General features: G+C 65.6%; 21 protein-coding genes. 11 read left to right on the forward strand and 10 right to left on the reverse strand.

Going from position 1 to position 21,844, the window contains the following annotated elements; translation table 11 throughout:
- Window positions 1-15: 15 nt before the first annotated feature.
- Entirely contained in the window at window positions 16-885 is an 870-nt protein-coding gene (gene mtnP / locus AArcCO_RS04445; protein WP_259535231.1) for an S-methyl-5'-thioadenosine phosphorylase, read from the forward strand.
- A 25-nt stretch (window positions 886-910) separates the two neighbouring features.
- Here mtnP and AArcCO_RS04450 read toward each other — a convergent pair whose 3' ends face one another.
- The 4 genes from AArcCO_RS04450 to AArcCO_RS04465 form a co-directional block, all read right to left on the reverse strand.
- Window positions 911-1,090, reverse strand: a complete 180-nt coding sequence (locus AArcCO_RS04450; protein ID WP_259535232.1) for a DUF5786 family protein — start codon at window positions 1,088-1,090, stop codon at window positions 911-913.
- Between the two features lie 110 nt (window positions 1,091-1,200).
- Entirely contained in the window at window positions 1,201-1,869 is a 669-nt protein-coding gene (locus AArcCO_RS04455) for a hypothetical protein (protein ID WP_259535233.1), read from the reverse strand.
- Window positions 1,870-2,315: 446 nt separating this feature from the next.
- The gene (locus tag AArcCO_RS04460) at window positions 2,316-3,050 is read right to left on the reverse strand and encodes a hypothetical protein (protein WP_259535234.1); all 735 of its coding nucleotides are present in this window, start codon (window positions 3,048-3,050) and stop codon (window positions 2,316-2,318) included.
- A 124-nt stretch (window positions 3,051-3,174) separates the two neighbouring features.
- Entirely contained in the window at window positions 3,175-3,768 is a 594-nt protein-coding gene (locus AArcCO_RS04465; protein ID WP_259535235.1) for a DUF7344 domain-containing protein, read from the reverse strand.
- A 452-nt stretch (window positions 3,769-4,220) separates the two neighbouring features.
- On the opposite strand from AArcCO_RS04465, the gene AArcCO_RS04470 reads away from it, so the two are divergent.
- The 3 genes from AArcCO_RS04470 to AArcCO_RS04480 all read left to right on the forward strand — a co-directional run bounded on the left by AArcCO_RS04470 (window position 4,221) and on the right by AArcCO_RS04480 (window position 8,216).
- The gene (locus AArcCO_RS04470) at window positions 4,221-5,897 is read left to right on the forward strand and encodes a DUF1102 domain-containing protein (protein WP_259535236.1); all 1,677 of its coding nucleotides are present in this window, start codon (window positions 4,221-4,223) and stop codon (window positions 5,895-5,897) included.
- An 11-nt stretch (window positions 5,898-5,908) separates the two neighbouring features.
- Window positions 5,909-6,808, forward strand: coding sequence for a hypothetical protein (locus AArcCO_RS04475; protein ID WP_259535237.1), 900 nt, complete (start codon window positions 5,909-5,911; stop codon window positions 6,806-6,808).
- Window positions 6,809-6,902: 94 nt separating this feature from the next.
- Complete coding sequence (locus AArcCO_RS04480) at window positions 6,903-8,216, forward strand: DUF5305 domain-containing protein (RefSeq protein WP_259535238.1); 1,314 nt, start codon at window positions 6,903-6,905, stop codon at window positions 8,214-8,216.
- A gap of 3 nt (window positions 8,217-8,219) precedes the next feature.
- Here AArcCO_RS04480 and AArcCO_RS04485 read toward each other — a convergent pair whose 3' ends face one another.
- The 4 genes from AArcCO_RS04485 to AArcCO_RS04500 all read right to left on the reverse strand — a co-directional run bounded on the left by AArcCO_RS04485 (window position 8,220) and on the right by AArcCO_RS04500 (window position 12,974).
- A complete protein-coding gene (locus AArcCO_RS04485) occupies window positions 8,220-8,816 on the reverse strand; it encodes a DUF7344 domain-containing protein (RefSeq protein WP_259535239.1) in 597 nt (198 codons plus the stop codon).
- An 84-nt stretch (window positions 8,817-8,900) separates the two neighbouring features.
- Window positions 8,901-10,184 carry an HAD family hydrolase gene (locus tag AArcCO_RS04490; RefSeq protein ID WP_259535240.1) on the reverse strand — a complete coding sequence of 428 codons (1,284 nt, stop codon included), beginning with the start codon at window positions 10,182-10,184 and terminating at the stop codon, window positions 8,901-8,903.
- 48 nt (window positions 10,185-10,232) lie between these two features.
- Window positions 10,233-12,431: a thioredoxin domain-containing protein gene (locus AArcCO_RS04495; RefSeq protein WP_259535241.1), complete on the reverse strand. Its 2,199-nt coding sequence runs from the start codon at window positions 12,429-12,431 to the stop codon at window positions 10,233-10,235.
- Between the two features lie 99 nt (window positions 12,432-12,530).
- Window positions 12,531-12,974, reverse strand: coding sequence for an NUDIX domain-containing protein (locus tag AArcCO_RS04500; protein WP_259535242.1), 444 nt, complete (start codon window positions 12,972-12,974; stop codon window positions 12,531-12,533).
- 150 nt (window positions 12,975-13,124) lie between these two features.
- On the opposite strand from AArcCO_RS04500, the gene AArcCO_RS04505 reads away from it, so the two are divergent.
- Window positions 13,125-14,291, forward strand: coding sequence for a DUF7115 domain-containing protein (locus tag AArcCO_RS04505; protein ID WP_259535243.1), 1,167 nt, complete (start codon window positions 13,125-13,127; stop codon window positions 14,289-14,291).
- Window positions 14,292-14,367: 76 nt separating this feature from the next.
- Here the strand turns inward: AArcCO_RS04505 and AArcCO_RS04510 are convergent, their stop codons facing one another.
- Entirely contained in the window at window positions 14,368-14,733 is a 366-nt protein-coding gene (locus tag AArcCO_RS04510) for a DUF5830 family protein (protein WP_259535244.1), read from the reverse strand.
- 134 nt (window positions 14,734-14,867) lie between these two features.
- On the opposite strand from AArcCO_RS04510, the gene AArcCO_RS04515 reads away from it, so the two are divergent.
- Complete coding sequence (locus AArcCO_RS04515; RefSeq protein ID WP_259535245.1) at window positions 14,868-15,515, forward strand: TVP38/TMEM64 family protein; 648 nt, start codon at window positions 14,868-14,870, stop codon at window positions 15,513-15,515.
- 46 nt (window positions 15,516-15,561) lie between these two features.
- On the opposite strand, the gene AArcCO_RS04520 is transcribed toward AArcCO_RS04515, so the two are convergent.
- On the reverse strand, window positions 15,562-16,491 hold the full coding sequence (locus AArcCO_RS04520; RefSeq protein WP_259535246.1) for an alpha/beta fold hydrolase: 930 nt from the start codon (window positions 16,489-16,491) through the stop codon (window positions 15,562-15,564).
- Between the two features lie 174 nt (window positions 16,492-16,665).
- On the opposite strand from AArcCO_RS04520, the gene AArcCO_RS04525 reads away from it, so the two are divergent.
- The 5 genes from AArcCO_RS04525 to AArcCO_RS04545 all read left to right on the forward strand — a co-directional run bounded on the left by AArcCO_RS04525 (window position 16,666) and on the right by AArcCO_RS04545 (window position 21,832).
- Window positions 16,666-17,076 (forward strand): SHOCT domain-containing protein, encoded by a 411-nt coding sequence (locus AArcCO_RS04525; protein WP_259535247.1) that lies wholly within the window; start codon window positions 16,666-16,668, stop codon window positions 17,074-17,076.
- A gap of 84 nt (window positions 17,077-17,160) precedes the next feature.
- Complete coding sequence (locus AArcCO_RS04530) at window positions 17,161-18,168, forward strand: AIR synthase-related protein (protein WP_259535248.1); 1,008 nt, start codon at window positions 17,161-17,163, stop codon at window positions 18,166-18,168.
- A 342-nt stretch (window positions 18,169-18,510) separates the two neighbouring features.
- Window positions 18,511-19,980, forward strand: a complete 1,470-nt coding sequence (locus tag AArcCO_RS04535; RefSeq protein WP_259535249.1) for a heme o synthase — start codon at window positions 18,511-18,513, stop codon at window positions 19,978-19,980.
- Window positions 19,981-20,054: 74 nt separating this feature from the next.
- A complete protein-coding gene (locus AArcCO_RS04540; protein WP_259535250.1) occupies window positions 20,055-21,053 on the forward strand; it encodes an ABC transporter ATP-binding protein in 999 nt (332 codons plus the stop codon).
- Window positions 21,050-21,832, forward strand: a complete 783-nt coding sequence (locus tag AArcCO_RS04545) for an ABC transporter permease (protein ID WP_259535251.1) — start codon at window positions 21,050-21,052, stop codon at window positions 21,830-21,832. Before AArcCO_RS04540 ends, AArcCO_RS04545 begins: the two co-directional genes overlap by 4 nt.
- The last annotated feature ends 12 nt before the right edge of the window (window positions 21,833-21,844 follow it).

Below are 21,844 nucleotides of genomic sequence, written 5' to 3' on the forward strand. Positions count from 1 at the left end.
CACCCAGTCCCGGACATGATCGGATTCATCGGCGGTAGCGGCATCTACGAGGCACTTCCCCTCGAGAACGTCCAAAAAAAGGAGTATGCGACCCCGTACGGGGAGCCGAGCGCGCCGGTCACGATCGGCGAGTTCGGCGACACCGGTCGCGAGGTGGCGTTTCTGCCCCGCCACGGCCCGAACCACGGCAAGTCGCCGACCGACCTGCCGTATCGTGCGAACATGTACGCCCTGAAGCTCGCGGGGGTCACACACGTCTTCGCGTCGAACGCGGTCGGCAGCCTCAGGGAGGAGCTCCCGCCGGGGACGCTCGTGATCCCGGACAACATCTACGACCGGACGAAACACCGGGAGCTGTCCTTTTACGGCGACGGGATCGTGGTCCACCAGCCGTTCGCGGAGCCGTACAGCCCGGAGCTGGTCGATCACCTCACCGAGTCGGCCCGGACGGCCGTGTCGGATCGCGGGATGGACGCCGACGTGGTGAAGGGGGGGACGTACGTCTGCATCGAGGGACCGCAGTTCTCCACGAAGGCGGAAAGCGAGTTCTACCGGTCGCAGGGGTGGGACCTGGTCGGGATGACCACGATCCCGGAAGCGAAACTGGCCCGCGAGGCCGAGATCGCTTACGCGACGATCTGTGGCGTCACCGACTACGACGTCTGGAAGGAGGACAGCCAGGTGACCCTGGAGGAAGTGCTCGAGAACGCCGAACGGAACCAGCGCGCAATAAAAGCGACCGTCGAGGAGGCGATTCGGACCCTGCCCGAAGGCCACACCTGCGAGGCGCATTCGGCGCTCGAGGGCACCGTGAACACGCCGACAGAGTCGATTCCCGAGGAAGTCCGCGATCGGGTGGAACCGCTCGTGGGTGAATACCTGTAACAGCGTACCGGAGGCGATCGGGGCGTTACTCCTCGTTTTCGTCTTTGATTTCCGCCAGTCGGTCGACGAGGTCGTCAGTCGACGCGTCCGACTCGAACTTGACTTCCCCCTCGTGGTCGTTTTCGTGGACGTTGACGCCCTTGCTCTCGTCCGCGTCGACTTCCTGATCCTGTTGTTCGGACTCGTCGTAGCTTCCAAAACCCATACACGTCCCTAACCCCGTCTCGGATTAAAACAACCGATCCGGGCCCGCAGTCGGGCCGATCGGACGGCACGTTTCGAGGGCCACTCCGACAGTCGAGGCGACCGTACCGACTACTCTGCGTCGGTGTTGGCGTCGCCGTCGACCTGGGTCTCGCCGTCGGGGTTTTCGACCTCGACGTCGAAGCTGTCCGAGAGCGTCACCGTATCGTCCTCGTTCTGGTTGCCGTCGGCGTCGACGGTCAACTCGAGTTCCACCGTCGTCGTCTTCGAGTCCCCCGCCTCGAGCGAACTGTCGCTGAAGTCGTCCTCGGTGATGTCGGTGCCGACGCCGGTGATGTCGTGTTGGATGAATGTGATTTCAAAAGTCCCCTCTTTTTCAGAAAATTCACTAGTACCCCCTTTGACTTCGTCAACAGAGTCACTACTGTCGTCTTCTGTTCCTTCAAGGGTTACATCGTATACTAGGTCTGTCTGTTCGCCCACACTCGCCTCGAGCGTTACCGAGACCACGTCGACGCCGTCGGCGAAGTTTTCCCAATCGATCTCGATCTGCGGTGCGACGTACACCGCCGACACTTCGCCGTCGTTGTTCTCGACGGTCGGCGTGTCGGCGGCGGTGAACTCCGAGGCGTCGGCGTCGACGGCGGCCGTCGAGCCGGCGAGATGATTCGCGATCCCGGCCGCCAGCAGGGTGGTGCCGGCGGTGGTCCCCAGTCCCCGGAGGAGTCCTCTTCGTGTGCGGTTCGCCTGTCCGTGTGAATCGACTTGCTCGTCAGTCATCGTTGTGTAGCGATCGGTCGCTACCCCACTGGCTCGATCCCTCTCGGGACGCTCCGACGCTCCGTCTCCGTGAGTCATCGCCGAACGCGACGCATCGTGCCGCGTGTCATCCCCCGACGGCGATTCCCTGCCTGTTGTCTTTCCTTCCTTCCTTGTATTCTCGAGATTCCGTAGAGTATTTAGTAGTTTTTATTGTGTAAAAAATACCTCAGTTGAAACGTTCGCGGAGAGTCAGCTGTCGTCGACGTGATCGGTTCAGGCCCGGCTGGGCCTGGTCGTCGATGCCTCGTTCCTCCCCAGCCGCAGCCGTGTCGCCGTCGCGAGCGGTGAAACCGCGAGCCGGACGACACGGCTGCCCTCCGCGCGTTTCTCGCGCGCGCGCCGAATTTAAAGGGGATCCGCGATGCTGTCCGGTGGTACTTACACTTATCCGACCGTCGGGTTCGCTACCCGTTCGAACCCCAGACCGGGTTCGAAACCGTACGGTCGCCGATCGTGACCTTGATGATCTGGCCTCCGCCGTCACGGAGGGAAACCTTCTGATTTTCGGGTATCTCGATCTCTTTCTCGGTGGAAGTCGGTTCACCCTGGCCCTTTTTGTACGTCACCGTCACGGTGTAGTTTCCGGGATCTCCAGAGACGAACACGTTTCCGGTCCCTTTGAACTCCACGGTGAGATCCCCTTCGTCGCCGTCGACAGTGCTCACGTTCTCCAGTGTCACGGTCTCCGTTCCGGTAGTCGGCCCGCAATCGACCTCGACTGTCCGAGTGATCTCGAAGCTCGCGCCGCCCGCCCCGCCTTCGATGTCGAGTTCGACCACGCCAGTTCTTTCGACCGCTGTACACTCGGCTGTTGCGGCCGTCCCTTCGCCGACACCGATCGCCGTCGATTCGAGTTCTACTGTGTCGGCGTCGATCACGTCGTTCCCGTCGGCCACCGTGACGTCCAATTCGTCCATCCCGCTCGCGAACTGGTTCGTGATCGTCAACAGGTGGATTCGGTCCTCTTCGGACAGTTCGTCGCCTACCGTTTCGATTCCGACGTACGCCTCGTCGTCAGGAACGACGCTCACGTCGACGCCCCGATCGGCGGTCATCGCCGAGAAGCCGCCGGTCCCGGCGACTAAAAATAGGATTCCCAGCACCGCGAACGCGACGCTCACTCGCGTGAGTGGGCTCACCGCTGATCACCTCCCGTGTTCGCACTCGACCCCGTGTGATCGTCCGTCATATCTCCCCCAGGTTCACGTTCCGTGTCAGTTTCGCCAGTGGCTGTCGTGGGTGACTGCCGCGTCGATCCGCTTCTCAGGACGACTCCCGTTCCATCTCCGGCGGCACGTCGCCGGCTCCCAGCCGCATCTCGGAGGTGTAGTAGCGGTGCGCGAGCGCCGACACCAGGAACGCGACCACGATGAACACCCCCCACGAGAGGTCCGGCAACAGCGTGAACGGGTACACCCCCAGCCAGACGGCGGCGTACAGCGCCGCCGACACCAGCGAGAGGCCGAGGTAGTACTCGCTCCAGGGAATCTCGTTGCCGTGGATGACGTCCATGTAGATCTCGACGTCCTCCATCGCTGGCGTAGGCTCGACCACCCCGCGGTCCTTGTTGAACGAGACGATCCCCGCCTCGTCCATCTTCGGCAGGTGCGACTGCTGTAAGGCGGTGTACACCCGCTTGCGCTCGTCGTAGGACACCTCCCCGAGATCCACCTCGTTCTCCCAGGCGGCGACCTGCTCGGCCAGCGTCCCCAGATCGACCTGCTCGTCTGCGCCCTCCGCGTCGCGTTTGAGCGCGTGCAACGCGTACCGCCGGCGCCGGTTGGCTAACACCTCGAACAACTCGTTTTCGCTTACGTGGCCGGTCCCCCCGCGGCCTGTGGCTGACGCGACACCCATCTCGGTTCACATGTTGCTCGGAATACTATTAAAGATAAACGACTGTTTTACTTTCTCCCCCGTTCAGGCGGGGCTTGAGAATCACTGACAGAGAATGCCTTCCCGACCGGGCTCGCGTGCGTTGCGCTATCTCCACTGACATTTCCGTTTAATCGCCGATTAGCTGGCGATTGGATCCCCCGAATATCGGATTCAGCTCCGACGCGCCGCCCGAGTGGGTATTTCAACCGCGTATACACCGGTGGTGTGTCGCACTCCGGAGTCGTTCGGCAACCGGTCGGTTCGGGACGCTCTCGTGTCGACGGGTCGGTGGGCATAAAACGTCTCAAGGTCACCCTGAGCGACACCGAACGAAAAAACCGTTCCGGAGCTCTCGTTCAAACGGATCAATACCTTATATGTTGGACGGATAGGTCGAACCGAACGCGAACCCGAGGACTCGGTAGCACACGATGGACCGGACGCATTTCGTCCTCCTTGCGGCTGCGCTCGCAAGCGGCCTCGTGGTAGTGGCGACTGCCGGAGCGCCGATCGACGCGCTCGCGTCCGGGGACCGAATCGACGTGATCGGGCCGGACGACGGGGGGGACGCGACCGGGCATCTGGAGCTCGAACCACATGACGGACCGAACGGCAAGTACGCGTTCGTAAACGACGACGACGAGATCGAGATCGCCATCGACGCTTCCAATCCGAACATCGACGGGGAGCGCGGCGTCAACGTCGAAGCGGGGACGACGATACACGACGTGTTCACGGTGACGTACAACGCATCGACGACCGAAAACGACACGCCGGTGACGGTGTGGATCGAACACGGCGACGATCCGGACACCGACGTCGCGGAAAGCGAACTACTCACCTTCACCAGCGACGGCAAATCGATCGAAGGCGAGAACGCGAACCTCACCCTGTCCCCGAACGAGACGGCGTCGATCGGCCTGCACGTCGACTCGACCGGCGCAGATCCGGGCCTGGTGACGAGTAACTTCACGATTCGCGCCCAGTTCCCCACGGAACCGGAGACGGACGACCGGGCGGTGACGACGACCCGGACGAGTTTCTCCTTCACCTCGCCGGCGCCGACCCTGTGTGAGGGGACGGTGTACAACGCCAGGGGCGGCGAGACGACGCGCGTCGACGCCTGTTCCGTGGAGATCGTCGACGGTGTTACGCTCGAGTCGGCGGCGTTCACGACGTCATCCGACGACACTGTCGACGTCCGCCTCGAAGGGAGCCCAACGCAGCTCTCCGACCGGCCTGCGCTCGATCCGGCCGGGACCGGTGCCGCCCCGCTCGGTTACTTCACCGCCGAGTTCGAGCCCCACGCCGGAGACGCGACGTCGGTGACGGACGTCAGTTACGACGTCTTCGTGTCGTCGGAACGACTCGCGACGCCCGGTATCGAGACGCCCGGAACGGTACGCAACCCCGATCCGATCGACGAACTCGATCCGGCGTCGATTCGACTGTACGGCTTCGATCCGGTCAACGAGAGCTGGATATCCCTCGAAACGGAAGTCGTGGAAACGACCGACGAAGGCGTGCTCCTCCGAACCGACGCGGGTCGGTTCCCGGTGTACGCTGTCGGCGTCGACGCCCCGGTCCTGCGCGTCGAGGAGACGAGTCTCGATCCGTCGACCGTCGCGGTCGACGAACCGGCGACGGTCACTGTGACGCTCGCAAACGATGGTCTCGCCGGAGGGGACGCCAACCTCACTCTGCGGGCGAACGAAACGGTGATCGCGACGACAACGGTCGCAGTTCCGGCAGGAAACCGGACGGTCGCCACCGTCGAGGCAGTGTTCGACGAGCCGGGTGTCTACGAGATAACCGTCGACGGCGAGGCTGTCGGGGAGCTCACCGTCGAGGCGCCGCCGATCGGGGATCCGCCGGAAACCGAGGAGCCGTCGGTCACGACGCCGGGGGCGGCGGATTCGACCCCCTCCACCCCGGACGATCCCGAGGTGACGCCCGAACCAGAGGACACCCCGGCCGAGATCGACGAACCGTTCGACGGGATCGAGGAGCCCGCCGGGATCGATCTCGAGCGGACGGTCGGACTCGTTTCGTTGCTCGTCATCGTCCTGGCAACGACGTATCTCGTCAGGCGGATGCCGCGGAGATGAGGCAATAATTCATGAACGGTGCACGCGATACGGGAACCCGAGCCCTGAATGACGGCGAACTGCCGCCGTTTTCTGCGGTGCTCTGGCGGCTCGTCTCACTCCGGGACAGTGCGCTGCTCGCAGTTTTCCCCCTCGTGCTCGTGGGAACCGCTCTGCTCCCGGCGGAAACGAAGCGCACACTCGTGTTTGCGTACACCGACCCGACGGTGATCACTGCGTACGCCTCCCACTTCGTTCATTTCCACGTCGATCATCTCCTCGCGAACCTGCTCGGATACCTGCTCGTGGTGCCGACGACGTATCTCCTTTCGATCTTTGCAGATCGTCGCCGACTGTTCTGGACCATGTTCGCCACCGTACTGCTGGCGGGGCCGTTCGTCCTCTCGGGGCTGAACCTCGCGGTCCCCCGGGACGCGATCGGGTACGGGAGCTCGGGTGTCATCATGGCGTTTTTCGGCATCCTTCCGGTCGCGCTGTACAACTACGCTCGTCCGTTTTTCGTCTCCGACCTGCGAGCCCGTGATCTGCCCGTGCTGTTTTTCCTCGTGGTCGGGATCATCAGCGGAATCGTCCTCCCGCGGTCGGACGCGACGGTGGCGATAGCGGTCGTCTCCGGACTCCTCGCCGCCGGCTACGGTGGATTTATTCTCGTCCGGGAACGTCGTGCCCGGAACAGATTGGGATCCCCGTCACGTCCGGTACGACCGTTCGGATACGTCGAACTCCCCCTCGTCGGCGGGGTGTTGCTCGTCGGCTATCCCCTCGTCGGATTCCCGTCGGAACTCGTCGCTGCTAACCGCGTCGTCAACCTCTACGTGCACTTCCTGGGTTTTGCGATCGCGTTCGTCGCCGCGTACGTCGGGGAAGTAACTCACGTACTGGCAGAGACGACCGGAGCGGACGCGGAGTGAGTTCGCGACCGGCCGAAGCTATAAGACGACGACCGGCAAACGGTGAAAAGTAACAACAATGTCACGTCGTCGGGGCATGCGGGGGGACAGAGCCGTGAACGAACGGACACTCCGGGTTCGCGCGTTCGTCGACTCGAACTGGGGCGTCCTGCTTGCGGTGTTTCTGCTGGTGGCGCTCGCGGGGGGCTGGTTCGCCTACGGCGCGTACGTCGATCCTCCGGAGGAGACGACGACCGAAACGGTCTCCTCCTGGAGCGTCGACGCGGAGTGGAGCCACAGTGCGACCGTCACGGAGGACAACACCGTGTTCCCGGTCGGCACCGAACTCGACGACCGGACTACCTACTTCGGCGCGATCGCGCCGACCCTCTCGGGAGCGTTCGAAGTCGGCTACACCGCGACGGACGCCTCGGACGTCTCGATCGACACGGAGAGCACGCTCGTCGCGCAGTCGGTAGACGAAGAGACGGAGACGGTTTACTGGTCGGAAACTGACGTGCTGGATTCGGCGTCGGCCGACGGGCTCGATCCGGACGGGACCGTCGAGACGACGTTCTCGATCAACACCACCGCCCTCGACGAGCGGATCGGGCAGATCCGCGAGGAAATCGGTGCCGATCCCGGCACGCTCGAACTGTTCGTCGAGACGACAGTAACGATCGAGGGCACGTTCGACGGCGACCGGGAGACGGCGGAACTGACCTACGAGCTGCCGCTCGACCTGGACGGAACGACATACCGCGTCGACGATCCCGGTTTCCTGACCGAGGAGTTCGAGCGGACCGAACCCGTCTCCGAGCCGGCAGACCCCGGGCTTTTGGGTGGCGTCCTCGCGCCGATTCTCCTTTTCGTCGGTCTGGTGGGCGGGGCAGGCGTCGCCGCCGGGCGTCACACCGGCCGGTTCGCGGTCGACGACGCCGAACGCGACTGGCTCGCGTTCCGCGACGACAGGTCCGAGTTCGACGAGTGGGTGACCCGGATCTCGCTGCCCGGTGATGCGCTCGAACGCCCGACTGCTCGCGCCGCATCGCTACAGGATCTGGTCGACTTCGCGATCGACAACTCCGCCGGAGTCATCGAGGACCCCGAACGGAACACGTTCTACGTGATCACCGACGAGTACGTCTACACGTACGAACCGCCCGCGGTTCCCACCCCTGGTCGGGATCGTGACGGCAGCGACGAGGAGCTCCTGCAGCCCAAAAGCGAGAATACACCGATGTCCGACGGCGTGTTCGAGTCCGAGGAGATCGTCTCCGCGTCCGTCCCGAAAACCGGGACAGCGGAGGACGACGTTTCGGCTGGGGATGAGGAGAACGGAACCGGGGCGGCCGACGGACAGCCCTCCGGCTCCGTCGACGGAAACGGTGGCTCGGATAACAACCGACGTTCGGACGGCGGCTCCTAGCCGCTATCCCGCGTCTCCGTCGGCCCGGAGACGTGCAAACCCGCCGGTCGTTCGCCGAACCGACCACACGTGGATCACGGCCGATCCCAGGAATCCGACGACGACGCCCGCGACCCAGGCTTCGACCGGGAGCAGCGTAAACGGGTACAGTTCGAGCGAGACCAGCACGAACACCGCGAGTGTAACCAGCGACAGCCCGAGGTAGTAGCCGCTCCAGGAGATTTCCTCCGCGCCGACGACGTCGAGGTAGACGTCGTACGTCTCGATCCCCGGCGACGGGTCGACGACCCCCTGGTCCTCGTCGAACCGGACGAGATCGGCCTCGTCGAGCCGGGGGAGGTGAACCTGCTGTAGGGACGTGTACACCCGATGACGCTCGCGTTCGGTTATCTGCTCGACGGTGGTGTCGTGTTCCCACGCGGCCACTCGATCCGCGAGATCCCCGACCGACACGGGCCCGTCGGCGACGGACAACGCGTGGAGGGCGTACCTGCGTCGTTCGTTGCGAAGGAGCTCGTAGACGTCCTGTGTGTCCTGGCGCTGACGCTTATCCCGCTGCAGTAGCTGTCCCCCCGTCGCTTCACTCGACGACCCACGCACTACCACATACTGGGTGGTTACTCGGACATAAGTGTTCTGTCGACGACACGATCCGCGGTTGCCGCCCCGGCTAGTCGGGGCTTCTCATTCGATCCGGGCGAGTAGATTCATCACGAACGCGGTGCGTAAAAGCGAGGCAGACTGCCCCTTCTCGAACACCAGATCGTCGGTATCCATCACGTGTTCGAGCACGTCCGTGGAGGCGTGTGCGGGTGCTGCCGCGACCCCGGTGTCGTGTTCCTCGGCCCACCGCATCACTCGGAGGTCCGACTTGCTGTCGCCCATCACCAGCACGAACGGGTCCTCGATTTCGAGCACGTCGAGGGCGGCTTCGACCCCGGCGACCTTGTTGAGTTCCAGCGAACCGATCTCGGCGGCGTCGGCGTGGTAGTAGGCGACGTCGATCCGCTCGAAGAGCGCCCGGACGGGGTCGGGGACGTCGTCGACCCCGATCGAGGACGTCTCCCGTTCGGTTTCCAGCACCTCGCGGACCTCCGGATCCGCGTCGGCGTAGAACGCCCGGGCCCACGCCGGACCCGGATCGAGGCCGCCGTCCTCGGTGTGATGTTCCGGGAACTCCTCGCCAGCGCCGTCCACGTGTGTGGCGACAGCCTCCCCGAGTAGATCGAGCAGATACACCACCCCCGAGTCGATCACGGCCTCGGCGCGGTCGCTTCCGGTCTCGAAGTTCGGCTTCAGCGTGACGTTGAACTCGTTGCCCTGGAGGTGACAGCCCCGGCGGATCTCCTCTGGAGCGTCCGGCAGCACCCGCGAGCGGATCTCGTCGAAGACGGATCGGACGCCCTCGTCGAGATCTTCATACAGGAGCTGTTTCGTCCGGGAGCCGTGGCCGGGCGTGAACACGCCGGTTCCCGCCTCGTAGACGATACTCATCTTCCCCGAGTGGACGATCTCGTTTCCCAGCCCCTGGATCATAAAGCCCTTGACGTTCTCGAGGGTCTGGCCGGTGCAGATGACGATCGGAACGCCCGCCTCGTGGAACTCGGTCAACACGTGGAGCGTGTCCCGAGGGATCTCGTTGTCGGTACCCCCTGCGGATCGAAGCGTCTCGTCGACGTCGAGCACGAGCGCATTCAGAGCCCGGTCGTAGGATGTGAGCAGATCCAGCGCAGTGAACGCCGACTCCCGGTCGGCTCGGGCGGCAACCTCGGCGAACACCCCGCCGGACGGGAAGGCGGTCCGGATCTCTTCTTTCCGGCGGTCGAGTTCGTCGTTCGCGTCCTGCCAGTGGTCGAGTGCGACCCGGGAGTCGACGGGCGGGAACAGGTCGACAAAGTCCTGGTACTCGCGGAGCGTCTCGGTGTCGAACTCGTCGTAGAGCCTGTAGAGGAGATCGTACCGTTCCATTTTCGGCGAGTTCGCCGTCCAGCCAGTTAAGTGCGTCCCGGCTGGCAGCTATTTCCTCTCGTCCCTCGTCTCGAACCAGTCGAGCGCGTCGGAAATCGAGTGATTCGGCGGTGAGCAACTGAACTCCCGACAGGCGTACACCGTCGGTTCGCCGTCGACGGCGTTCCTGTCCGCCCAGACCGGCGGTGCCGCAGACAGCCCGAGCGTCTCGAGCCACCCGTCGAGACCGTCGTCAGTCGGTGGCCGATGTGCGAGGATCGATCCCGGAAGGTACCGTTTCGAGAGAGACTCTCGCCACGGTTCGGGGAACTCGTCGGCAGCGACCGTCAGTTCGAATGATCCGCGCCGGCGGCGCTCTGCGGCCCTGACGAGAGAGACGTGCTCGATCGGGCTCGCCCGGATCCGGTCGGCGTGAGTCCCGAGGATGCGGTCGGCGCGGTCGCCGAACTCCTCTTCCGGCGCGAACGCGTCGAGTTGGATCAGTAGCTCCGCCGCGACACCGAGGCTCGACGGCGTGGACCCGTCGGTGAACTCCTGGGGACGGACCTGGAGCGTTTCCCCCGATTCGGGAGTGTAGTACAGCGTTTCGTCCACTTCCTCCCAGAACTCCGCGATCGCGGCTCTGGAAAGCGAGAGTGCAACAGAGAGGGGTTCGACGTCCCCGGTGGCCTGATACAGGTCGAACGCGCCCCGCGCGAGGAACGCGTAATCGTCGAGATAGCCCGGCCCCGCCACGTCGTCGTCGAGCCACCGGCGGTCGAGCCGTCCCGCCTCCCCGGCGTCGGGATCCCACAGCCGATCGCGAAGGAACGCAAGCGCTTCCCGGGCGGTGTCCGCGAGGCTGTCGTCCCCCAGCACCAGCGCGCCCCGGGCAAACGCCGAGATCGCGAGCCCGTTCCACGCCGCGATCACTTTCCCGTCGCGATCGGGACGCGGTCGATCTTCCCGAGCGGCGAACAGCGACTCGCGGCCCTCTTCGATCGCCTCCTCGACCGCGTCGACGGCCATCTCGTGATCGTCGGCGATCTCCTCGACCCGCTTCGAGATCGTCGGCACGGTGGTTCCCCCTTCGAAGTTCCCGCCGTCGGTGATCCCGTACCGCTCGCACACCAGGGTCGCGGTCGGCTCCGCCAGGACGTCGTGCACCTCCCCGGGGGTCCAGACGTAAAAGGCGCCTTCGGTCGGGCCGCCGTCGCGGCCGACCGGCGGCTCGCTTTCGGCGTCGAGCGTGGCGGCGAAGCCACCGTGGTCCTCCTGGAACTCCCGTTTCAGGAACTCGAAGGTCTCCGTCGCGATCCGGGCGTACGATTCGGTTCCCGTGATCCGATACGCGTCCAGATACACCGGGGGTAACAGCGCGTTGTCGTACAGCATCTTCTCGAAGTGCGGGACCGTCCACTCTCGGTCGACCGCGTATCTGTGGAACCCGCCGCCGACGTGGTCGTACATTCCACCGGCTGCCATCGCGTCGAGCGTCCGCGTTGCAGCCGACAGCGCTGCGTCCCGTCCTCCTGCCGTGGCGCCGTACAAAAGTAGATCCAGCCGCCCGGGCTGGGGGAACTGCGGGCCCTCGGAGCCGAACCCGCCGTGGTCGGCGTCCGCGCTCCGCAGCGCGGCATTCGTCGCCGACGCGAGCAGGTCGCTGCCCGTCTCGTCGTCCAGACCCAGGGGATCGACGACGCCGTCTGCCGTATTCGATGCCTCGGAGGATTCCCCGGTCGATTCCAGGTGACTTCGGGCCGCCTGGATCCACTGGTCGGCGCGCGATTCCATCTCCGTACGCTGCTTTGGATCCGCCCAGGAATCGGCGATCCGTCGGCACAGTTCTTCGAATCCCGGTCGACCGCGTTGCGACTCCGGCGGGAAGTACGTCCCCACGTAGAACGGCTTTCCATCCGGCGTGAGCCACGCCGAAAGCGGCCAGCCGCCACCCCCGGTGACGAGCTGACACACCGTCATGTAGAGGCTGTCGACGTCGGGTCGGTCCTCGCGGTCGACCTTGATCGGGACGAACTCCTCGTTTATCACCGCCGCAATCGACTCGTCGGCGAACGACTCCGACTCCATCACGTGACACCAGTGACACGCCGAGTAGCCGATCGAAAGAAAGATCGGGCGGTCGCGCTTGCGGGCGGCCGAAAGCGCCGTTTCGTCCCACGGCTGCCAGTTGACCGGGTTGTCGGCGTGCTGCCGGAGATACGGGCTGGCCTCCTCGTCGAGGCGGTTCCTGGATAGCGGGTCAGACATGCCAGTAGCTTGGAGCCCAGACCGAAAAGCGTGTATCCCGCGGGAGAGCCGCCCGCGAAACGTCCCCCCGGTCGCCGAGAATTCGGGACGGCTTTCGGGTCAGACGTAGCTTTCCTGCTCTTCGAGCAGGGAGTCGAGATACTCGTGTGCCTCCTCGAGTATCTCCCGGGGGCCGTCCTGAGTGATGGTGTTTATCGCCTGTTCGTAGTCGCGCCACTGGAGGTCGCGGTGCTCCTTCGACAGCTCCGCGCTCGCCTCGAACGAGTGGGCGATGAACAGGTGGACCGTCTTGTGGATCGTTTTGCCGTTCGCTTCGAAGACGTAATCGTAGTCTTCGCGGAAGCCGTCGATCAGCCGGAACTCCTCGATCCCGGCCTCCTCTTCGACCTCCCGTATCGCCGTCTGCTGGAGCTCCTCGTCGCCTTCGACCCCGCCTTTGGGGAACTCCCAGTCCCCCGGTCGGCTCTTCAGGAGGAGATACTCCCTCCGATCGCGGGTGTCGCGGAAGAGGATGGCTCCAGCGCTGGTCGCTTGGACCGCCATTGACGAGAGGTAAGCTATCGGCGGTTAAATGGGTGTCGGAGGAACGGCCATCCCGGTTCCGCTGCCGTGTTTCGCCACGTGGGTCCCGATCCAGCCCGTTCGACCGTCGATCCCGCGGATTTATATCGCATGGGGGACACGTCGGAGGTGATGAGTCTGCCCGAGACACTCGCGACACGTCTGGACGACGAGGAGGCCGTCGCGACGGTCCCGCTGGGCGGCGACGACCGGCTCGTCGTGACGCCGTCTCGGACCCTCGTTTACCGTGCGGAGGGGTTGCTCTCCGACGAATCAGTCGAGGAGTATCCCCACGGGGCGGAACGTCTCACGGTCTCGCAGGGGCGACGGAAAGCGAAGCTCACCTTCGATTACGGGCTCGACGGCGAACGGACCGTCTCGATTCCGGCAAAACGGCTCGAGGACGCGCTTCACCCGGTGCTCGCGGGGACGCTCAGCGCGGCTGGAATCACGGATCCGGGGGAATCCGCGCTTCGCACCTTCCGGTTCAGCGAACTGACGCTGATAATCACCAGCGACCGGGTCGTCAAACACGTCGGCACCGCCGTGTGGGACGACGACTACGAGGAGTTCCACTACGACGACGTCACCGACCTGGGGTTCGAGGAAGGATCGGTCGCGACGTCGGTCGTCTTGACCGTCGATGGCCGACAGCAGCGGTTCAAGGCGCCCAACGAGCAGGCGCGGGCCGTCCAGGAGACGCTCGTGGACGCGCTGTGTGATCACTACGATGTCGCCAGCCTCGAGGAGTTCCGACTCGCGGTCGAACCGGAGGAGGAAGGCGGGAAGGAGACGACCGATCCGACAGACTTCGGCGAAGGTCCGGATCCCCTCTCGGCGGAACCGGCCGAAGTCGACGCTGCCGACGACGCAACGACCGTCTCGGAGGGGGCCACGGCGGCGGACGCGGTCTCCTCGGGTTCCGACGCGACGGGCACCGGCCCGGAGTCGAGGGGAGACGGTCCCTCTGGCACCGAACACGCCGCCGCTGTCGACGACGCGATCGACGACGTCCTCTCCGCCGCCGAATCCGGTGAGTCGGCGTCGAAGCCCGGGGACAGAGAACACGCCGGAACCGGTGCAGCGCCGGACGCGACGGCTGCCTCCGGGACAGATTCCGAAAGCGATAATGGGTTCGAAGGAACCTTCGAGCCCGCACGCGCCGCCGACGGCGATTTCCAACAGCTCATCGAGGAGGTCGAAACGCTGCGGGAGACCGTCGAACGGCAGGGCGAGCGCCTCGATCGACAGTCACAACTCATCGAGCAGTTGATCGAAGAACTCCGCCGCGGACGGTAGTGCACTGCTGTCGTGTCAATCGCGTCTCGTCGCCTCCCGTCGGATCGATCGCGTCCCATCGCGTCTCGTTTGCGTTTCATTCGCGTCCCAGCACTTTTCTGACACAGGAGGAGCCGAACGGGCCGAGCTCTCCGGCGTCGAACCGGACGAAGTGACCGTTCGTGATCGAGGCCCCACACCGTCTGCACTCGAACTCCCCGTCCCGCTGGATCACCTGGCTTTCGAACCTGACGAACGTCCCGCCGCGTCGGACCCGGATCCGTCCGTCCTCGCGGTCGATCAGTCCGCGCCGATCGGCGGTGTCGAGGATCTCTCGAGTGAGCGACGGGCTCGTCGTGATCGTCTCGATCCGGTCGACGACCGCCGACATCGGGAGGTCCTCGTCCTCGAGGCTGGCAAGTAGCTCGAGACCGAGTTCCCGTTTGCGCTCGCGCTCGCTCACGTCGCCACGTTGTCCGGGGGGCACAATAACGGTTTCCGCAACCGTCCGTTCGCGGCCGGTCGTCCCCGTTTCGATCCGCGGGCGATCACAAAGCGTTTGTCCGGAAGGCCGGGAACAACGGTCGAGAACGGATCGTGAACCGTCGTCGGATCGCACTCGGAACTGCCGTGCTCGTCGTCGTCCTCGTGGGAGCGTGGACCACCTCCCCGGAGCGTGCGCTGTCGGCGCTCGTCTGGCTCGCCGACCGTCCGATCGCGTTCGGCACCCTCCTGCTTGTGGTCGCGGTCGTCCGACCGTTTCTCGCGTGGCCGACCACGCCGCTTGCGATCGCTGCGGGATACGGTTACGGCCTGTGGGGAGTTCCGATCGGCGTCGGGCTGCTCACGCTGACGGCAGTACCGCCGTACCTCCTCGCGATCCGGACGGTTCCCGACGGACGGTTCTCGGCGGCCGGGGCTCGCCTCGTCGACGCGGGCGGCGGGATCCGGACCGTGACTGCCAGCCGACTGCTCCCGGCGCCTTCCGACGTGATCACAGTCGCGTGTGGCGCCGCCCGGGTCCCGCCGCGTCCGTTCCTCGTGGGGACGGCCGCCGGAGAACTTCCCTGGGTGATCGCCGGCGTCCTGATCGGGGTCTCCGCGGAGTCGCTGCTGGCCGACGGGCTGGTTCTCGACTGGCGGTTCGTCGCCGGTCTCGCGCTCCTGGGCGTCCTGTTGCTCGCGGGACCGGTGTATCGGACGTATCGTGGCGACCCCTCACCGGCGGGGAGTTCCGAAGGGTAGCCCGAAATCGCCGAGATGCTGCGCTCGCGACCCACTTCCGTGGCCGCTACTCGCGGGCGACCCGCGTGAACGCGTCGAGGTGGTCCCGGATCTCGTCGGCGACGGCGACCGGCTCCTCGTGGTGGACCCAGTGGGTCGCGTCCTCGTGGGTTTTCAATCGCCCGTCAGCACAGTATTCGAGGCTCTCTCTGGCCATTTCGCGTTCCAGATACTGGTCCCGGGCGCCCCAGATTACGAGCGTCTCCGGTTCGACGCGTGCGGTCTCCGGCCGGGGACGGTCGCGCCCGACCGCCCGGTACCAGTTCACCATCGCGGTGAACGCTCCCGGGCGACTCCAGGCTCGCCGATACCGACGAAAATCGACCGGAGAGAACGTCCCGGGGAGGCTGCTCTTTTGCATCCCCCGCACGATGAGCCGCCAGTTTCCGGCGCGGGCGACCGCTTCCGGGACTCGGGGAACCTGAAACCCGAGGATGTACCAGCTTCGGAGCCGCTGGCTCCAGCTTTCCCCGAGCCTTCGATACATGACTGAGGGATGTGGGGCGTTGACGGCCACGAGCGAGGAGACACGCTCGGGTCGGTGCATCGCGAGCCACCAGCCGACCGCCGCGCCCCAGTCGTGACCGACGATCCCCGCGGATTCACAGCCGTGCGCCTCGACGATGTCGGCCACGTCGGCGGCGAGTTCGTCGATGTGGTACGGCCACACGCCGGACGGTTTTTCGCTTCTGTTGTATCCCCGCTGGTCCGGGACGACGACCCGGTACCCCGCGTTCGCGAGCGGCGCGATCGCCTCGCGCCATCCGTACCAGAACTCCGGAAAGCCGTGTAACAACACGACGAGTGGGCCCTCCGACGGCCCGGCGCGAACGGCGTGCAGCTTCGCCCCGCTCGTTCGGATCCGGACCGACTCTCCGGGTACCTCCGGCGGGATCTCCGGGAGGTCGTCCCCGCTCGCTGTCCCGTCTCCGGACATGGCCGAATCTACGTCCGCCCCGGATTTATATATCCTGCCGGCAGGAGTCCGGCCGTCCGTTTTCGATTCGAAAGCCAATCCGGGGAAATCTTACGGAAACAAAACTTTCCGGTCCACGATAGCCTCGACCGACCAACGAAAAGGGGGAAAAAACCCGACAGCGTATCTGTATCCATGAGCGACAACGGTTTGCTACGAACGCTGCTTCTGGTGGGGGTGGTGCTTCTTTTCGCCCCCCTTCTGCTCGGCTGGTTGTTCACGTTCGGCGGATCGACGATGATGGGTGGTGGGATGATGGCGTTCGGGGCACCGATGTTCGGCGGGTGGCTGCTGTTTGTCGCGCTGGTGCTCGGTGCCGGGTACCTCCTTTTGAGCGGCCGGGAAACGGGAGCAGAGGAGCCGGCGGATCGGACTGCTCGGACGCGAGATCGCGAGAACACAGACGACGAGGCGCTCGCGACGCTCCGGGACCGATACGCACGCGGCGACCTCGGCGACGAGGAGTTCGAACGAAAGGTTGAGGCACTGTTGGAGACGGAGTCGCCCGAAGACGCCCGCGATCGGATCCGGGATCGGGAGCGGTGAACCGCCCCGGGGTCGGCGTCGCGTGGGCGTCGTATCGAGCCAGGTGCAAAGCGTACAAATCCGGTCCCTGCGTCCGTCGAATTGATGCCGGATACCGGAAAGGTCGACCGCGAGTTCTTCGAGACGCAGATCGAACCGAAGCTGGGCGCAACGCGGGACGACGTTGCACTCGGGCCGAAACACGGTGTCGATTTCGGGGTCGTTACCGTCGAGGACACTGCCGTCGTGACGGCGACTGACCCGGTGTCGATCCTCCCCCAACTCGGCTTTCGGCGCGCCGGCCGGTTCGCGGTTCGGATCGTCCTCTCGGACGTCGCCGTCTCGGGACTGCCTCCTTCGCATCTCTCGATCGCGTTCACGCTTCCCCCGTCGATGACCGACGGGGAGTTCGCGCAGGTCTGGGACGCCGTCCACGAGGAGTGCAGCGATCTGGGCGTAAGCGTCGTCACCGGACACACGGCCAGATACGAGGGATGTTCGTACCCCTGGGTCGGCGGCGCGACCGCGATGGCGGTCGGAGATCCCGAAGGGATCGTTCGTCCCGACGGCGCACGCCCCGGGGACGACCTTCTCGTCACCCGCGGACCGGCGGTCGAGGCAGCCGGCCTGCTGTCGTCGCTGTTTCCCGACGAGGTCGACGTCGACGAGTCGACGCTTGCAACCGTTCAGTCCGGGCTGGACGATCTGGACGCGGTTCGGGACGCGGCGACGGCGGCCGCCGCCGGTCGGGTGACAGCGATGCACGACGTCACCGAGGGAGGGCTCGTCGGTGCACTCCACGAGATCACCGAAAGCGGCGACGTCCGAATCGCATTCGACACCGACGCGGTGCCCACACAGTCACCTGTTCTGAAAACGTGTGAGGCGCTCGGGATGGATCCGTGGCGTGCGACGAGTGCGGGGACGCTCCTGATCGCGGTCGATCCGGAGGACACCGACCGCGTGGTCGAGGCGCTCCGGGAACGGGACACCCCGGTCGGGGTCGCTGGGCGGGTGGAAGCCGGCAGCGGCGTCGTTATCGACGGCGAGGAGATCCCCCCGCCGGATGGTGACGCGTCGTGGCCGGTGTACGAGCGACTTCTCGAGGGGTAGGGATCCCCGAATCGTGTCGTTGTCGACTATTTATCTTTCTTTGACTTTCGGAAAAAAGCGTCATTCCTTTCAGTTTCCGGGCCCTACCTTCCGGTGCCGGACGGTTCACGCCGTTCCACGCGCCGCCCGACATGCGTGGTCGCCCACCTTTCGCTCGGACGCTTCCCCAGCGTCCGGCGACATCCCCCACGCGCGGATCATCCCCCCGACGCCGCGCACCCTGCCACCGTCCACGCCTCGATTTTCCCGGCGCGGCGGCGCCGGACCGCTCCGGTCGTTTTTCGGACGCGTCGGATACTCGCTCCCGAGCTTCGAATCGGCAGACGGAGCCGCGGAACATATATGTGGAACGCGCCCTACGTGCTGATAGTGACCCGTTTCCCTTCGATTTCCCTTCCCGGACTGCTGGCCGCGACAGCGATGGGCGTATATCTCTTGCTGGTCGCCGGCGCGGTTACGGCAGTGACGGATGCGGCGTCGGCGTGTATGGCGTGGCCGGCCTGTGGGGACGGGTTGAGCCTTCCGACGACGACCGACGGTTGGGTCGCGGTCGGTCACCGACTGGCGGCGGTCGTCGTCGGGATCGTTCTGTCGTTCACGACGGTTCTCGCGTGGCGACGCGGCGTCGAACGCCGCGTCATGGCAGCACTCGGGGTCGCACTCGCGTTGTACCCGATCCAGGCCGGGATCGGCGCAGTCGTGGCGGTCGCCGGCGCGAACGCTCCCCTGTCCGTGATCCACCTCGTAGTCGGCGTCCTCATTTTTGCGAGTACGCTCGCAGCACTTGCGTGGCGGCTCGAGATCCTGACCGGTCACGACGAGGACACCGACACGGGTGGAGTCGACACGCCCGGACTCGTCTCGACGGACGGTTCGGGGGCTCCCCCGGCAGACGGTGGGGGTATGAAAGCGTCGAAGCGACCGGAGCTACCGACCTCGTCGATCGTCCGCGTGAAACTCACCGTGCGGGCGTACTACAGCCTGATGAAGCCCCGGCTGATGTGGTTGCTGTGTCTGGTCGCCGCCGCCGCGATGGCGCTTGCAGGTGGCCCCGGCTTCACGCCGAGCACCGTCGTGGCGACGCTCGGCGGTGGCGCGCTCGCGATCGGCGCCTCGGGAACGTTCAATCACGTTCTCGAGCGGGACGTCGACAGACGGATGCAGCGAACGAGCGACAGGCCGCTCGCGATCGACCTGATTCCGATCCGCAACGCGGTGGCGTTCGGGCTCGTTCTGGCGACAGCCTCGCTCGTGCTGTTCGCGTGGGTAAACCTGCTCGCGGCGGCGCTTGGACTCGTCGCGATCCTGTTTTACAGCGTGATCTACACGCTGGTGTTGAAGCCCAACACGGTCCAGAACACGGTCATCGGTGGCGCCGCCGGGGCACTGCCGGCGCTCATCGGCTGGGCGGCGGTCACCGGCGAGATCGGTCTCGGCGGGGTGCTGCTCGCGACGTTGATCTTCGCGTGGACGCCCGCCCACTTCTACAATCTCGCGCTGGCGTACAAGGAGGACTACGCCCGCGGCGGCTTCCCGATGATGCCGGTGGTTCGCGGCGAGACGGCCACGCGGAGACACATCGTCTGGTATCTGGGCGCCACGCTCGTGGTGGCGGCCGTCCTGGCGGCGTGGACCGACCTGGGGTGGCTGTTCGCTGCGACGACTGTCGGCGTCGGGGGCGTGTTCCTGTGGGCCGTGATCCGGCTCCACTTCGAACGCACCGAAAAAGCCGCGTTCCGTGCGTTTCACGCCTCGAACGCGTATCTGGGGCTCGCGTTGCTCGCAGTGCTTTTCGACGCGACCCTGTTTTGACCGACGTTCGCATGCGAGGCTCGATCCCCGGATCGAAAAGGAACGCTTAGGGCCGTCGCTGGCTTTCGGAGGGTATGGACGCGGCGCTCGTCGCCGAGGACGTACGCAAGCGGTACGGCGAGACCACGGCGCTTTCGGGGGTCTCCCTGTCGGTCGACGGAGGCGAGGTGTTCGGGCTCATCGGCCCGAACGGCGCGGGAAAGACGACGCTCGTGCGGGCGCTTTCGGGAACGATCCGGTACGACGGTTCGATAACCGTCCTCGGCGACCGCCCCACCGAAGTCAGCCGCCAGCGGATCGGGCTCCTCCCGCAGTCGTTTTCTCCACCCGCCCGACTCACGGCCCGCGAGTTGATCGGCTACTACGCGGGGCTCTACAAAAGTCCACGGCAGGTGGGGGAGGTCCTCGCCGACGTCGGACTCGAAGACGCCGCCGACACCTGGTACGAGAACCTCTCGGGGGGACAGCGTCGCCGAACCTGTGTCGGGACCGCGCTGGTGAACGATCCGGACGTGCTGTTCCTCGACGAGCCGACGACGTCGATCGATCCCGCCGGCCGTCGGTCGCTGTGGAGCCTGATCGACAGGCTCGCGGAAGGCGGGACCACTGTCTTCCTCACGAGTCACTCGATGGCGGAGGTCGAGCGGCTCGCCGACAGGGTCGGGATGCTTCGGGACGGCGAACTCGTGGCTGCCGGTACGCCGGCGTCGCTGATCGCCGAGTACGGCGGCCGGAGCCGGCTGGTCGTCCGTGGCACTGTGGCACCGAGCGACATCACCGACGCTCTCGCCGACGCGACCGGCTTCGAGGTTACGGCCGCCGGCGGGAACGTCGTGTTCTCCGGCGTGACGCCGGCCGACATCCCGGCTGCAGTCGACGCCCTGGAGTCGGCGGGCGCGAGCTACGAGTCGTTGACCTGGACGGAACCTTCCCTCGAAGACGTGTATCTCTCCTTGACTGGGGAATCGTTCGAGGGACGGCGGGCCCCTGGCGCGGGAATCGCCGTCGACGGTTCGGCGACGGCGACACCGGAGATTGAACCGACCGTCTCCGCCGACGGGGGGGACGAATGACCGATCGACCCGGGCGCGTCGGGAGTCGAGTTCGACGCGTCCGAGCCGAGTCGCTCGCCGCCTGGCGCTCGTTTTTCCGGCGGCGCACCGCGGTGTTTTTTACGTTCCTCTTTCCGGCACTTCTGGTGTTGATCTTCGGGGCGCTCATCCAGACGCAGTCGGCCGACGGCGGGCTGTTCGCGGAGCCTGCGGGCTTTTACGTTCCGGGGTACGTCGTCACGGTGGTCCTGTTTACCCCACTTTCGCGCATCGGTAGCGAGGTCGCCCGCCACCGCGAGGACAACCGGTTCGAGAAACTCGCGACGACGCCGCTGTCCCGGGCGGAGTGGCTGTTTTCTCACACCATGGTCAACGTGTTGATCATCGTCGCGGCGAGCCTCCTCATCCTGGTTCTGGTCGTCGGACTTACCGGTGCGGCGATCCCACTATCCGGGCAGCTTGTGGTTTTGCTCCCCTTCGTCGCGTTCGCGTCTGCGCTGTTCTGTGGGGTCGGCGCTGTCCTCGGCCGAATCACCGACTCGCGCGACGGCGCGATCGCCGCCTCGAACGGCATCGCGTTCCCACTTTTGTTCCTCTCGGAGGCGTTCGTGAGCGGCGAGATGTTCCCCGCCTGGATCCTCCCGATCGTCGAGCACTCGCCGGTCACCTACTTCGCCCGGGGCGTGCGGGCGATCACGTTCGATCCGACGATGTCCTGGAAGCCGGAGCTCGCGGTCGTGATCGGGCTCGCGGTCGTCGCCTTCGCTGTCGGGGCGTACGCGATCCCCCGCACCGACTGATACTTTTATTCC

The organism is Halalkaliarchaeum sp. AArc-CO (assembly GCF_024972735.1).
In the GTDB taxonomy this organism is placed as follows: domain Archaea; phylum Halobacteriota; class Halobacteria; order Halobacteriales; family Haloferacaceae; genus Halalkaliarchaeum.

Excerpts from the sequence above, each read along its gene's own strand:
- mtnP (WP_259535231.1), top strand. The coding sequence starts at position 16 with ATGATCGGATTCATCGGCGGTAGCGGCATCTACGAGGCACTTCCCCTC.
- AArcCO_RS04450 (WP_259535232.1), bottom strand. The coding sequence starts at position 1,090 with ATGGGTTTTGGAAGCTACGACGAGTCCGAACAACAGGATCAGGAAGTC.
- AArcCO_RS04455 (WP_259535233.1), bottom strand. The coding sequence starts at position 1,869 with ATGACTGACGAGCAAGTCGATTCACACGGACAGGCGAACCGCACACGA.
- AArcCO_RS04465 (WP_259535235.1), bottom strand. The coding sequence starts at position 3,768 with ATGGGTGTCGCGTCAGCCACAGGCCGCGGGGGGACCGGCCACGTAAGC.
- AArcCO_RS04470 (WP_259535236.1), top strand. The coding sequence starts at position 4,221 with ATGGACCGGACGCATTTCGTCCTCCTTGCGGCTGCGCTCGCAAGCGGC.
- AArcCO_RS04475 (WP_259535237.1), top strand. The coding sequence starts at position 5,909 with ATGAACGGTGCACGCGATACGGGAACCCGAGCCCTGAATGACGGCGAA.
- AArcCO_RS04490 (WP_259535240.1), bottom strand. The coding sequence starts at position 10,184 with ATGGAACGGTACGATCTCCTCTACAGGCTCTACGACGAGTTCGACACC.
- AArcCO_RS04495 (WP_259535241.1), bottom strand. The coding sequence starts at position 12,431 with ATGTCTGACCCGCTATCCAGGAACCGCCTCGACGAGGAGGCCAGCCCG.
- AArcCO_RS04500 (WP_259535242.1), bottom strand. The coding sequence starts at position 12,974 with ATGGCGGTCCAAGCGACCAGCGCTGGAGCCATCCTCTTCCGCGACACC.
- AArcCO_RS04505 (WP_259535243.1), top strand. The coding sequence starts at position 13,125 with ATGAGTCTGCCCGAGACACTCGCGACACGTCTGGACGACGAGGAGGCC.
- AArcCO_RS04520 (WP_259535246.1), bottom strand. The coding sequence starts at position 16,491 with ATGTCCGGAGACGGGACAGCGAGCGGGGACGACCTCCCGGAGATCCCG.
- AArcCO_RS04525 (WP_259535247.1), top strand. The coding sequence starts at position 16,666 with ATGAGCGACAACGGTTTGCTACGAACGCTGCTTCTGGTGGGGGTGGTG.
- AArcCO_RS04530 (WP_259535248.1), top strand. The coding sequence starts at position 17,161 with ATGCCGGATACCGGAAAGGTCGACCGCGAGTTCTTCGAGACGCAGATC.
- AArcCO_RS04535 (WP_259535249.1), top strand. The coding sequence starts at position 18,511 with ATGTGGAACGCGCCCTACGTGCTGATAGTGACCCGTTTCCCTTCGATT.
- AArcCO_RS04540 (WP_259535250.1), top strand. The coding sequence starts at position 20,055 with ATGGACGCGGCGCTCGTCGCCGAGGACGTACGCAAGCGGTACGGCGAG.
- AArcCO_RS04545 (WP_259535251.1), top strand. The coding sequence starts at position 21,050 with ATGACCGATCGACCCGGGCGCGTCGGGAGTCGAGTTCGACGCGTCCGA.